The sequence below is a fragment of the Maridesulfovibrio sp. genome (genome assembly GCF_965230075.1).
GTDB lineage: Bacteria > Desulfobacterota > Desulfovibrionia > Desulfovibrionales > Desulfovibrionaceae > Maridesulfovibrio.
The window spans coordinates 2985794-2999253 of the sequence record NZ_OZ245945.1 but is presented as its reverse complement, the minus strand read 5'-3'; the positions used below and the strand labels follow the sequence as shown (position 1 = coordinate 2999253).

Genomic DNA, 13460 nt, shown 5'->3' with positions numbered 1-13460 from the left:
TTACTGGATTCAGTTTCAGAGCATGAGAGATAGAGCTCGCTGTTGGCTTTAAGTAATCTATGCCTATATATTCTTATAGTCAATAATGGTTCCTGTTATTTGTTTGACTGTCCCGCTCAATGCGTTCAAGGAATTGCAGTTTGGTTATAGGCTTGGTCATGTAACTTGAACATCCTGCTTCCCGTGCTGACTCGGCGGTTCCCTTAATGGCATGTGCGGATAGGGCAATGATCGGAACTGGGGACAGGCCTATGATTCTTTCCCAGTCGCGGATTTCTTCTGTTGCCTTGTAACCGTCCATGACCGGCATTTCGATATCCATGAAAATAATATCAGGCTGGAATTCTTTGTATATTTCGATCCCTTCTTCACCGTTTGAGGCACATTTCATTACGTGCGGTGAATCGGAAATGAAGTGTTTGAAAAGAAGACGGTTGCTTTTATTGTCTTCGATGAGCAGCACCTTGCGGGGAAGGGTGCGGTTCTCAGGCAGATTTTTGTGACTGTCTCCTTCAGCACTGGAATCTTTCACTTCTTTCATGGTGATGGTGAAGGTAAATGTGCTCCCGCTACCCGGTGAACTGGATACTGATATTTTTCCATTCATCATTTCACACAGTTTTTTGCTGATCGAAAGCCCCAGTCCTGTTCCCTGATATTCGCGTGTGATGGAACTGTCGGCCTGAGTAAAGTGTTCAAAAATAGCATGTTGCCTGTTTTTAGGGATACCCGGCCCTGTGTCCTGAATTTCAAATTTCAATTCAACGTTGCCACTACTAAGCGGTTTGTATCCGGCCTGAACATAAACTCCGCCTGTGTCAGTAAATTTTACCGCGTTACCGATGAGATTTAGCAGAATCTGCTTGACCCGGACCGGATCGCCTTTGACAAGATCGGGCAGTTTACCGTCAATGCGGCAGGCCAACTCAATTCCCTTCTGGGCGGCAGAGTGCTCAAAGACATTGCAACTCTGGCGCATAATCTTCGAGGGATTGAAATCTATGCTTTCAAGGTCCAATAAGCCTGCTTCTACTTTGGACATGTCGAGTATGTCGTTTATCAGGGAAAGCAGACCTTCACCGGCATTATCAAGTAGTTTAATATATTTTTTCTGGTCATCACGCGGTTTGGAATCCTTAAGCAGGTCGGTTGTGCCGAGAATTACATTCATGGGGGTCCTGATTTCATGGCTCATGACCGCCAGAAACTGGCTCTTGGCGTGGTTTGCCGCAATTGCATCTTCTTTGACTGCATTGAGTTTCCGGGCCACAGCCCAACCGATCAGGCCGGAGAGAAGGACAGCCAGAGCGGCCGTGATAAGACTGAATTTGTAGTCTTCTTTGATTTCGCCCAGATAATCGTTCTCGGGGATATAGAGCCCGATAATCCAAGGCCAGTGAGTGTTTTTAAAAGGTGTAAATACTGCATTATAGCGTGCGCCATGATGTTCAAATGTCGTAAATACAGGTTCTTGGGGGAGCTGTTCGGGGTGAACACTTAAGGATTTATAGGCCTTTCGACAGACTGCATCTGACAATTCGTTGATTTTGCTTAAGCGTACTTTGTTGTTCTGCGAGGTTTGTTTAAGAGCTTCAAGATCCGGGAATGCAACAACATTTCCATTTGTGTCCACGATAAAGGCTTTACCGTTTTGACCAATGGTCAGTGTGCTCAAAAAGGTGGAAAGTTCAGCGATTGTTATGTCTACGCCGACAACTCCTTGCAGCTTACCGCTATCATCGTAGACTGGGCTGGCAGTGGTTATCCCCGGTTTTTGGCTGGTAAAAAAGATGTAAGGTTCGGTCCAGATCACATCGTTAGCCATCAGTGCATCGATAAACCATGGGCGTTTCCGGGGATCATATTTGTCCAGCGGCACCAGATCACTTTGCAGCACCTTATTTTCAGCAGTGGTCCAGGTCATCGTTGTTTTGCGTTCCCCGTTTTCAAAGAGGATCGTTTTAGAGAGTAAACCATTTTTTATTTTGTTATCGGAGCGGGCAACCATGAAGAATTCTCCCTTGGTGGTTCCGTAATAGATACCGGAAAGCTGCCTGTAGAGAGAAAGCTGTTCGCTGAAGTAGCGGATCATTTTTTCGTGATTAGCACTGCTTACAATGTTGCTGTCTGCGAGAAAACGGGTCAGTTCAGCGGCATTTTCCGCCGGACGTAAGTAGCTTTCTGATTTATCCAGCGTGTATGAGGATATGTTCAGCATAATATCATGGGCCAGTCCGGTCAGAGCCTCGCGGGAGGTGGTGGAGTGGGGGATGATAATTATCGCAGTCAGGATGACTGTCAGCGAAATGAAGCAGATAGCCAGCCACCATTTTTTTAAATAGCTCATTGTCTGAAAATCTCTCCCAATACTTTACCGGGTGGTTATCCCTGAATTTAATTACTAATGCGCAAAGGGCACTGTTTCATATTTAGCTTGCCGGGGAGATAAAATCAATATGTGGTGGAAAAAAGATGTGTTGCCGATGTGCGGAGCAAGGAATAACGTCTGTTATTAATAGGTAATTTCCGGACTGTGATTTTTCATTGTAATAAGATAACCTGTCTGTAAGGCAGAAATTTATTGTACCCCCACTACGTCCCGGAGAGTTAATGCTTCCATTAAAAAGTTTAAAATATTGGGCTGAGACTATGCTGGCCCCGCGAGCTTTGCTGCAACGGAAGTATGAAGCATTTAAAATCCTGCTGGAATACGATTCGCAGGCTCTTGATCTTGTGGCTGACCTTGAAGAATTGTTTTACGGCAGGAATCTTTCAGACCGCATGCAGGCCAATTGTTTGCAAATCCAGATGTCGCAGACTGTTTATGGAATGATCGGTGAACTGCAGGAAATGCACCCTCGCAAGTTTACCGATTTATTGACAGAATTTAAGCGGATTGATTTAAAAGTCCGTAACGCCGTTGCCCTGCCTGTTGTTGATTCCGGGCCGCCGTATACGGTTCCTTTGGCTGCTGCGGGTGAATGTCCTGATTTGGCCGGAGGAAAGGGAGCTAATCTTGGACGGGTGCATAGTCTTGGGCATGTTGAAGCGCTTCCCGGTTTTGTGGTCACAGCCAATGCTTTTCAAGCCTATCTGGACCATAACAATCTTCGTGAAGCTGTGAATAAGAGGCTTTGCCGAATGGAAGTGGGTAATGTGCGCTTGCTTTCGTCTCTAACTCTTGAGCTTCAGGAACTGTTTTTGGCTGGAGAGGTGCCGCCTGGAGTTATTGCGGAGGTGGAGCGTGGTCTTGTTACCTATCTCGACGGTACCGGCAGGCTCGCGGTGCGTTCCAGTGCCATGGCCGAGGACAGTGAAATTTCATTTGCCGGACAATATGCCAGCGAGCTTGATGTGCATCCCGATGATGTCCTTGAGGCTTACAAGCGTGTTTTGGCCGGGAAGTATTGTCCGCGTGCTGTTTCCTACCGTATTACCAATGGATTGACTGATAATGATACTGCCATGGCTGTACTCATTGTTCCTATGATTGATGCGTGCAGTTCCGGGGTTGTTTATTCCTTGGACCCGGATTGCCTCAGTCGGGATAGTGTAGGGGTTTATGGCGTTTCCGGATTGGGCGCTTCCCTTGTGGATGGAAGTGTTGTTCCTGTCAAAGGTTCGCTATACCGCGGCAAGGAACCACGGTTGGTCAGCGAGTGCGCTTTTGATCGCGCAGCACTACCTGATGAACAAATGCTTATTCAACTGGCTAAATGTGCCTTGAAGCTGGAAGAACAGTTTGGTTGTCCGCAGGATATGGAGTGGGCTGTTGACCATGATGGGCAATACCATATTTTGCAGACTCGGCCTTTGCAGCAGGAAGTCGCAGGTCAGGTGGGCGAGATTGCTCCCATAGCAGCCATGCCACTTATTGAAGGTTTGGAGCGGGCTGCCGGGGGAGCTGGGTGCGGAAAAGTCTATTTTGCACGCAGTGGGGAGGAAATAGCCCGTATTCCTGAAGGAGCTATTGTTGTTACTCCGGCTTTGAAACCTTCCCTGCTGACTTTTTCCGCAAAGATGAATGGTGTCCTTTCTGCTGCCGGAAGCAGGGCCAGTCATTTCGGTTCGGTTGCAAGGGAGATGGGAATTCCTGTGCTGGTTGGTGATGTGTTGGATCGATTTGAACCCGGTCAACTGATTACTGTGGATGGAACTGCCGGAGCTGTTTATGACGGTTGCGTAGAAGGTGTGCTGACCCGTAGTTGCAGTGATTCTCAGGTTTCGCAACGTATACTTGACTTATATAAGGGTATGGTCCCATCGATGGTTCATCTGAATTTAGTTGATCCGCACGCTGAAAATTTCAGCCCGTCCGGGTGTGAATCCATGCATGATTTAGTTCGTTATTGTCATGAAATGGCAGTACAAGAAATGTTCTCACTGGTAGATAAGCGCGGGCTGGGCATGGGCAGTTCAAAGCGGCTGGCAACCTCCCTGCCGCTGGTTGTGTATCTGATGGACTTGGAGCGGGGGCTTGTGTCGGGAGCTGAACAGAAGAAAGAGGTTCAGTCTGATGATATCAAGAGCTTTCCCATGCAGGTTTTCTGGAAGGGCTTGTCCGATAAGCGGGTGGCTTGGCCTGAAAAGATGACCCATGTGGATTGGGAAGAGTTTGACCGGATGTCTGCGGGAATTTTTAACAAGGACTCCAAATTGCTTGCCAGTTACGGGTTGCTTGCAGAAGATTATATGCATTTGCTGGTCCGCTTTGGTTACCATTTTTCCGAAGTTGATTCCCTGTGCGGACCTGTGCCCGGTCATAATTATATCAAGTTCCGTTTCAAGGGTGGCGGGGCCGGATTTGATAACCGGGTTTTAAGGCTGGAATTTATCGGCAAGGCCCTTGAACATTATGGATTTGAAACTGAAATACGCGGGGATATGCTTCTAGCCTTCAGTTCCCGTCTTGATTCAAAGGATACAGCAAATCAGCTTGCTGTTCTGGGATATCTAATGGCTGCAACCCGGATGATGGATATGCGGTTGGAAAGTTCCGGGCAGGTTAAAGCGGAACTGGCGAAATTTATATCCGCAGCGGAGGGAATTGATGTCTGAGCAGAATAGCGGACATGCCTATAGACCTAGTTGGGTGACCGATCAACTTGCTGTCGGATGCGCTCCCATGAGTCATGCTCAGCTGGATTCCCTCAAAGCACAAGGTGTTGATGGAATCATCAATCTTTGCGGTGAATTCTGCGATCTGCATGAGATTGAGCAGGATGCCGGATTTGAAGTCTATTACCTGCCACTTGAAGACGAAGAAGCCCCGGGACTGGTGGAACTGGAGAATGCGCTTGAGTGGCTGGATGAGTCCATTTATCTGGGCAAGAAAGTTCTTATTCACTGCCGTCACGGCATCGGCAGGACCGGGACTGTGCTCAATGCCTATCTTTTGCGGCGTGGGCTGGGGCATAAGCTGGCCGGACGGAAAATGAAGTCCTTGCGTTCCAAACCTGCTAATTTCTCCCAGTGGTGGACTATTCGCAAGTATGGTCGCAGAAGTGGTAAATTAACCGCGCGTACTCCCTGTGTGGAATTTAAACGGAAAGTAGATTTATCTCCGTTTTTTAATGACTATCTGGAGTTGGCAGGCAAGGTTGAACAGCGGGCCGTGAGGTTTAAAGATCTCAAACAATGTGGTCTGGACCATGACCGTTGTTGCCGGACTCCGCTAAGGATGACTCTTGCCGAGGCCCTTCATCTGAGTCATTGCATCAACCTTGAATTGACCCATGAGGATCGCTTGGCGGTTATTGAAAAAGCCGTTGTTACAGCTCGTGCTGAACGGCTGGCCATGCGCGAAATATCCAGTGATAACGAAGCCGGGTTCTGCCTTTCCGGTGTTGATTCCATTTGTCCATTGCTGGAGGATGGCAAGTGTCGGCTTTTCGATTTTCGCCCCTTGCAATGCCGTGCTTTCGGATTGGATACGTCAGAAAACGGGCAGTTGTGGCGCGAGGAGCTTATTCCCGGTCTGGATAAAATTTCCAAAGAAATATGGTTTGCCTGCACTGGAACCATGCAGGATGAGACGCTGCCGCTTTTTGCTCTGCCGGACGTGGTTTCCGGCAAGTTTATTGAGCTTCTGTTCAAGTTGATGATGGCGCAGGGGCTTGATGAAACATAGATCGTTTCAGGGCGGAATGTCATAAACATTCCGCCCTTTTTCTTTTAGTGATCGTCATCCCGGCGTTCAATATCCCGGTGGCTGAGGACTCTTCCGCTTTCAGGGTCAAGCATAACCATGATGGTTCTCTGCGGGGTGAAAAGGTGGATTTGATAGCAGAGCAGGCCGTCAATATTTTCTATTTCCGCCCTGTAGGCAGTGCTGCAGGTGTTGATTTCAGCCTGACGGATGGCTTCTTCCATACTTAACTTTTTGTCCTGTGTTGATTGGTATTGGCTGCACAATTTTTCAATCAGGCTGGACAGGAACTCCGGTTCACTGATGTTCAGGATTTTTCCGGTCATGAGTGAACATTTAACCTGTACAATGTCCTTTTGACGGAGGATGTCTACTTCAACATATTGTTGGCCGTCTTCATCTTCGATCTCTACTTCAATAGCAATTCCCTGAGCTGCTTTTTCAGCTTTTCCAACCAGAGCGGCAAGGGTGCAATTGCTGTGCTGAGCAGATTTCATGATGTAGTCAGCGCTTTTGATATAGTCATCGCTGTAAAAATCATCGGCAATGGCTGAGATTGCCCCGAAGGTTACGGTAATGGCGGCACAGAAAACTATGAACAGTTCTTTAATGATTGCTTTATCCATGGTGGATCTCCTTTTTGTTTGTTGAGACCATCATGGAAAATGGTGATTGCCCGTTGCTTACTCGAAAATTACAGCCACGTAATTTTAATTTCTTGGAAAACGGATTTCAAAAATACTGCCGCCTTGCGGGGCTTCTCGGACAGTAACTGTTCCGCCATGGGCTTGCATTACTGCGCGTACAAGGCTTAATCCCAATCCTACGCCTTTGGTAGAGCGGCTTTTATCTTCACGGTATAGTTTTTCAAAAATGCGTTCCCGTTCTTCTTCCGGTATTCCCGGTCCGGTGTCCTGTATGGAAATCACCGTGAATTTGTCTTCAAGTTTGGTTTTGAAAACAATCCTACCACCTTCAGGGGTGTATTTCAGCCCGTTGTCGGTCAGGTTGCCGAGGACCTGCAGGGTGCGTTGTCGGTCCGCTGAAATCATGAAGTTATTGGCTTGGTCATCTATGGTGATGCTGCGTTCTTCAGCAATTATTTCATAGAGGTCAATTGTTTCAGAGACCAGTTCTGAGCAAGAGAGAGGCTCGGGAGAAAGGTGCACCTGTCCGGTTTCCGCCTCGGTAATATCCATGAGCATATTGATAAGCTTGTCGATGCGTTCCACATCCTCTGCGCAATCCATGAGTATTTCCCGCTGTTCCTCCACGCAAGCTTCTGATAGCAGTGTTTGCTCAATACGGGCTTTCATGCGCGCTAGCGGGGTTTTCAGGTCGTGGCTGACATTGCCCAGGGTGTCGCGCATGGCTGTGATCAGGATTTCTATCCGTTCCAGCATGTGGTTGAACAATTCAGCCAGTTCGCGCAGTTCCCCGCTTTTTTCAAAGACCGGAACTCTGCTTTTCATATCGCCGGAAGATACTTTTTTTGCTGTTGCGGCCAGTTTCCGAACCGGGCGCAAAACATGGCGGGAAAACATTATCCCGCCGATGAGTCCTAGGATGATCATCCCGCCAAGGACGATCATAAATATGCTTTGTAGGCCTTCAACCATGAACTCCTGTCGTTCGGTGGTGCGTCCGGTATGCAGGGCGTATCCATTCTCAAGCGGGGTTACCAGAATATCCAGATCATTTAGTATGGGCAGGTCCAGCGGGTGCCACCCTGACTGTTTCGGTATGGCTTTCAGTTGGAGCGGAGTCCATTCCAGCTCATCGAGTTCCTGCGGTATGGTCAGCCAGACTGTTTTTCCGTTTGCATCAGTAATATAAATAAAAATATTGCTGAATCTGTTGGCTTGATGCTGGGTTCGTATTGTTTTCAGTAGTGACTCAAAGCCCTTTTCATCATGGATGTTTTTATATGTTTGCACCCTTTCGGTTATGCGCTCCCGTTCCATCTGCGTAAGATAGAAATCAAGCATAAAAGTGCTCAGCGCGAATAAGCAGAGCGCGCTGGTGACAAAGAGTAGGAAGTAAGCTGATATAATCCGGTAGGAATTAAAATTTTTTTTAATTTTTCTGGTCAGTGAGCACATAGCCGACTCCGCGGATTGTGGAAATCAGGTTGTCCGCAAAAGGCTTGTCCACCTTGGAACGCAGACGGTGCATGAGCACTTCCACCACATTCGTTTGCGGATTGAAGCTGTAATCCCAGATATGTTCAAGGATCATTGTTTTGGTGATGACCCGTCCGGCATTGTTCATCATGTATTCCAGCAGCCCGTACTCCCTTGCGTGAAGGATAATTGGTGTGCCCTCACGGGTCACTTCACGGGTAAAACGGTCTAGAACCAGATTGCCGACCTGTAGTTTTGATTCTGACGGGGTGCGGGATGACCTGCGGATAAGGGCCTGCAAACGGGCTTGCAATTCGGCAAAGGAAAATGGTTTGGTCAGGTAATCATCGCCCCCGGCTTGAAGTCCGGAGACCTTGTCATCAACACTTTGGCGGGCACTGAGAATGAGCACCGGGGTTTCGATTGTGCGGCTCCGCATCTCGGCAATGATGCTCAATCCGTCGCGTCCCGGAAGCATGAGATCTATTATGGCTGCGTCATATTCAGTGTTCAGGGCAAAGTTCAGTCCATCATTTCCGTCCGCAGCATGATCTACGGTAAAGCCGGATTCGCGCAGTCCTTTTGCAATGTATTCGGCAATAGTCGTATCATCTTCAACAATCAGTATCCGCAAAGTCTGTCTCCTTTGAAAGGCTGTGCGGCCTTGTTTGACCGCACAGCTCTATTATTACCATTGATATACAAACAAGACCAGATAGGTCGCGGCCAGATAAACAGTCATGATCGTAACTGAGAATACTCCCGGATTGACTTTGAGGCCGAGGAATTCCAGTGAAAGGGCGTTTGCTTTGGGCGGGCAGGCATTATCCAGACAATTGTAGCAGCTCAGGCAGTCGTCTCCGCAGATTTCCTTTTTGGATGAAGGATTGACCTGCATGGGGCAGACCCGGTCACATTTTTTGCAGTCGATGCAGGTCTCTGTGTCTCGTTTAATTTTGCAGATTTTAATCGCCTTATTGATCAGGTTGTAACCAGCTTTCTGAAAGCACATGTATTTGCAGAAAAACTGAGGAATAAACAAGGGAATAAGCAGGACCGCAAAATGTTTCACCTTAATGAAGTTCCACGAAAATGCGGTGGATTTGTACATCTCGATATGGTCACCGAAATAGCTGACCCCTTTGATGAAGAACAGGTAAAGGAAGAATCCCAGCAGCGGGTAACGCAGCATGCGCAGCCACTTATCATAGGGCTGGGGGATGTTGAATTGCAGCTTCGGGAAGAGCTTGTTGCCGATGCGGGTTACAAAATAGGAAGCACTTCCGAACGGGCAGGCCCAGCTACAGAAAAACGGTCCGAAAAGAATTATGGAACCAAGTACGAGGTATTCGCTTTCCAGCTCAAAATCGATGCCCATGAGCTTTCCCAGAAAGTAAAAGTTTGCAGCAAAGAAAAAGCGTATGGCGTCCCTTGAAAAGGTAAATGGTGTGTCTTTTTTATAAAGTTTCATGTTTTCCCCTTGTTTTGAAATAAATGTTCATCTGAGGGGAATAGTGGGTGAGTACTCTTGCCTGCTGATTACCTGAAAATTACACGGGTGTAATTTTCCCAAAAACAAAGCCCCTCCTTACCTTTCCGGCAAAGAGGAGCTTTGGGTTTATGTTTTAATTTACATGAACCGCTTATCAATGACCCGCCTGATCTTACCCGTGGTTTCCACCCTCTGTATGCCGCCGGAGGGGACAACCAGAATCTTAAAGGCGCGGATGCTGTTTTTCTTGCGGTTGACGCCGACTGCTGGGATGTCGTCAGTCAGGCATTCATAGACTTTTGAACTCAGCTGGTAGTCGTCCACAGCATCCGCATCCGCTGCTTCCACCCGGATGATGATGTCTGTTTCCTCGCCGTTGAGGTCCAGCCGAATCTGAAATACCGGGGCCAGTTCCCGGAAATTGCCGAGGCAGGAACTGATCTGTTCCAGTGACATAGTGTCATATTGGAATTCGATGATTTCATCGGATCGTTGCAGCAACCTGAAGCGCGGGCTGGTCCTGCCGCAGGGGCATTCGCCGTCCATCCATTCAATGTTGTCGCCCACCTTCATGCGGATGGCTGGTTGCAGGGAACGGATCAGTGAAGTGGCGATGATTCCGCCGTCATCATCCTGTTCCACAATGCAGTGCGGTTGCAGGATGTGGTGTTCTGTTCCGGTACAGTGTTCACATTGGAAGCCGATGGGACCGACTTCTGCTGCACCGTATCCGGCAGAGTGGAAGGTGGCGTTGGGCCAGATTGACGCAAGATAACTTTCCTGTTCCGTGGTCAGGGGAGTCGAGGCAAAGGCCACTTTTTCTATATCAAGCTTAAGGCCACGCCGTGTAGCTGCCTGCGCAATCTGGACCAGCGTGGGTGAGATACCGAAAAGGGTGTTGGGGCCCATCATTTCCAGATAATCAAGGGTCCGTTCCACGGGCTGGTTATCAGTGATGGGCAAGATGTTACAGCCGATCATTTCAAGTGCGCGGTAGCTGATTAGAAAACCGGTCCAGAAAGCCCCGGCCCGGATGCAGTTGGCTACAAGGTCTTCAGGGGTGATCCCGCAGGCTGTGAGGCCATAGGCCGCGCCGTTGCATACTTCCTGAAATTCATCCAGTCCATAGCGGGCAAAACTCATCCTGCCGGAAGTGCCTCCGGTGGAAAACTTGTAGAACCCACCTGTGGTGCGAGTATAGAGGGACTTCTTGCATGTTTCCCCTTCAGTACAGAGGGTCTGCTTGTCGATAATCGGAATTTGCTTGAGTTCATCCAGACTCTTCAGGGGCAGTTCAATGCCTTGGTATAGTCTTTTATAAAAAGGGGCCTGAACGGCAATGCCCAGAATCTGGTTCAGCTTTTCCAGTTGGTGTCTTTCAGCAGTCTTCGGGTCTGAGAAATGGAGATCTGTCATGCTGGCCTCCCGTGCTTATTTGATCGTCAGAGCATGGTTTTCAGACTAAGCTTAGCAGATTTAGGGAGGAGATGTATATATTTACGGGAAGATTTTTATGCTTTGTTAAATACGGTTCAGGTTGCGGGTCAGGAATTTATCCAGCTGGTTGGTGAAATTCTGTTTGTCCTTGGGGCTGAAAGCGGCCGGACCGCCGGAAACCGTGCCCGCGCTACGCAGTTCTTCTATAAGGTTGCGCATGCTTAAAATCCCCTTGATGTTGTCTTCTGTGTACAGCTCTCCGCGCGGGTTAAGGCCTGTTGCGCCTTTTTCGACAACCTTGTCCGCCAGCGGAATATCTGCGGTGATGACCAGATCTCCGGGGCTGCACTGCTTTACGATTTCATTGTCCGCCACATCGAATCCGGCACCGACCTTGAGCATGTCAATGAAAGGGGATGTGGGAATATTCATGTATTGATTGGCCACGAGGGTAAGCTTCACTTCCCGGCGCATGGCGGTCTTGAACAGAATTTCTTTTACGGCCTTGGGGCAGGCATCGGCATCAACCCAGATTTGCATGTTGTTTATCCCTATGATCAGAAGTTTGGTTCGCTTTCCGGCCTTACTATGGGGGCAGGGGATAAAAATCAATATTAAAGTTTAATGCTCCAGCTCTTTCAAAATATAATCTGTCAGCTCCCCGAATTCGGGCATGGCCCTGCTGCGGGGCCGTTCCATCTCCACATCAAGCACTTTGTGGATACGGCCCGGTCGGCTGGACATGATCACTATGCGGTCAGCAAGGTAAACAGCTTCATCAACGGAGTGGGTCACCAATACGATGGTTTTGCGGGTCATCTCCCAGACTTTAAGCAGTTCCTTTTGCAGCAGGATGCGGGTGTGGGCATCCAGTGCTCCGAAGGGCTCATCCATAAGCAGTACATCCGGTTCATTGGCAAGAGCGCGGGCAATGGCAACCCTTTGGCGCATGCCTCCCGAAAGTTCGTGGGGATAGGCATCCTTGAAATCAATCATGTTGACCATGCGGATGTAATGTTTTGCGTCTTTATAACGCTTTTCTTTAGTCACCCTGGCAAATTCAGGTCCGGCTGCAACATTGTCGAGTACGCTCAACCACGGGAACAGTGAGTATTCCTGAAAAACAAGGCCGATCTCCGCGCAAGGTTTGCTGACCGGATTTCCATTGTAATGGACAGTACCTGCAGAACTTTCTTCCAGCCCTGCAGCAATACGCAGAATGGTGGATTTACCACACCCCGAAGGCCCGACAATGCAGGTAAAGGAATTGCGGGGAATTTGCAGGCTGATGCCGTCAACAGCAAGAACAGTATTTCCTGTTCCAGTGGTGTATTCTTTGCTCAGTCTGTTGATTTCTATGACTTGTTTTAATTCTTGGTTCATCTAGCCCGCCTGCCTGCGCCATGAGAAATGTTTATGTTCAATGTGGCGGAATACCGCGTCCATTGCTGCCCCTACCGCGCCAATGGAGATCATACCGGCTATGACAATATCCGTTGAGGCCAGTGTAAAAGCGTGGGTGATCATATAGCCGATACCGGAAAGGGAGCCGGGGAGCATTTCAGCGGAAACAAGGCACATCCAAGCAATGCCCAGTCCGATACGCATGCCGGTGATGATGGAAGGCATTGCCGCCGGAAGCAGCACTTTGCGGAAAATCTGCCGTTCGTTTGCGCCGAGCACTCGCGCAGAGTCAATGAGAGTTTTATTTACATTGCGTACCCCGTGAATGGTCGAAGTCAGGATGGGGTAGAATGCGCCGATGAAGATAATGAACAGCATGGAAAATTTGATGTTGTCCAGATAGATATACAGCTGTCCTGTTTCCATACCGCTTACAGTGGCAAGGCTGGAAATACCGAACCAGGCCATTACCAGCGGAACCCACGCCAGTGGAGGGATAGGGCGGAACAGGTTCAGGAAGCCGTTGAAAAATTTAAAGACCACCCCGTAATAGCCCATGACCACCCCTAAAGGAATGGCAACAATTGCCGCCAGCGTATAGCCCATGATCACCCGTACAAGGCTGACCAGTACATTGCCGGCCAGTGATCCCATGCTGATCAAATCTTTGGTGGGATTAAATACAATATGACCGACCTGTTCTATACCGGGCAAAATGACCTGATTGCCGATCTCGCGGGCAAGTCCGATCCAGATTACGGCCAGCAAAGCCGGAGCCATAATGGGAAGTGTATATGATAAGGCACGTGTTTTCATACGAAAGACCGTCTTAGCGCGCTACATGCGAAGCATACTA

General features: G+C 48.7%; 11 protein-coding genes. 2 read left to right on the top strand and 9 right to left on the bottom strand.

Translation table 11 applies throughout. From position 1 onward, the window contains the following. Positions 1 to 79 precede the first annotated feature (79 nt). Entirely contained in the window at positions 80 to 2347 is a 2268-nt protein-coding gene (locus tag ACO05Z_RS13750; RefSeq protein WP_421902744.1) for an ATP-binding protein, read from the bottom strand. A gap of 263 nt (positions 2348 to 2610) precedes the next feature. Here ACO05Z_RS13750 and ACO05Z_RS13745 point away from each other — a divergent pair, with 263 nt between their 5' ends. Next, entirely contained in the window at positions 2611 to 5058 is a 2448-nt protein-coding gene (locus tag ACO05Z_RS13745) for a PEP/pyruvate-binding domain-containing protein (RefSeq protein ID WP_421902743.1), read from the top strand. Beyond that, the gene (locus ACO05Z_RS13740) at positions 5051 to 6130 is read left to right on the top strand and encodes a protein-tyrosine phosphatase family protein (RefSeq protein WP_421902742.1); all 1080 of its coding nucleotides are present in this window, start codon (positions 5051 to 5053) and stop codon (positions 6128 to 6130) included. The genes ACO05Z_RS13745 and ACO05Z_RS13740 overlap by 8 nt, the downstream gene beginning before the upstream one ends. Before the next feature lie 44 nt (positions 6131 to 6174). On the opposite strand, the gene ACO05Z_RS13735 is transcribed toward ACO05Z_RS13740, so the two are convergent. The 8 genes from ACO05Z_RS13735 to ACO05Z_RS13700 all read right to left on the bottom strand — a co-directional run bounded on the left by ACO05Z_RS13735 (position 6175) and on the right by ACO05Z_RS13700 (position 13420). After that, entirely contained in the window at positions 6175 to 6774 is a 600-nt protein-coding gene (locus ACO05Z_RS13735) for a PepSY domain-containing protein (protein WP_421902741.1), read from the bottom strand. 84 nt (positions 6775 to 6858) lie between these two features. Then, positions 6859 to 8136 (bottom strand): sensor histidine kinase, encoded by a 1278-nt coding sequence (locus ACO05Z_RS13730; protein WP_421902740.1) that lies wholly within the window; start codon positions 8134 to 8136, stop codon positions 6859 to 6861. A gap of 88 nt (positions 8137 to 8224) precedes the next feature. Beyond that, the gene (locus ACO05Z_RS13725; protein WP_421902739.1) at positions 8225 to 8905 is read right to left on the bottom strand and encodes a response regulator transcription factor; all 681 of its coding nucleotides are present in this window, start codon (positions 8903 to 8905) and stop codon (positions 8225 to 8227) included. Positions 8906 to 8959: 54 nt separating this feature from the next. Beyond that, the gene (locus ACO05Z_RS13720; protein WP_421902738.1) at positions 8960 to 9742 is read right to left on the bottom strand and encodes a 4Fe-4S binding protein; all 783 of its coding nucleotides are present in this window, start codon (positions 9740 to 9742) and stop codon (positions 8960 to 8962) included. Positions 9743 to 9901: 159 nt separating this feature from the next. Further along, a complete protein-coding gene (locus ACO05Z_RS13715) occupies positions 9902 to 11179 on the bottom strand; it encodes a phenylacetate--CoA ligase family protein (protein ID WP_421902737.1) in 1278 nt (425 codons plus the stop codon). A 105-nt stretch (positions 11180 to 11284) separates the two neighbouring features. Continuing rightward, on the bottom strand, positions 11285 to 11740 hold the full coding sequence (locus ACO05Z_RS13710) for a YaiI/YqxD family protein (RefSeq protein ID WP_421902736.1): 456 nt from the start codon (positions 11738 to 11740) through the stop codon (positions 11285 to 11287). Positions 11741 to 11821: 81 nt separating this feature from the next. Further along, positions 11822 to 12583: an ABC transporter ATP-binding protein gene (locus tag ACO05Z_RS13705; protein WP_421902735.1), complete on the bottom strand. Its 762-nt coding sequence runs from the start codon at positions 12581 to 12583 to the stop codon at positions 11822 to 11824. Further along, complete coding sequence (locus ACO05Z_RS13700) at positions 12584 to 13420, bottom strand: ABC transporter permease (protein ID WP_421902734.1); 837 nt, start codon at positions 13418 to 13420, stop codon at positions 12584 to 12586. Between the last annotated feature and the right edge of the window lie 40 nt (positions 13421 to 13460).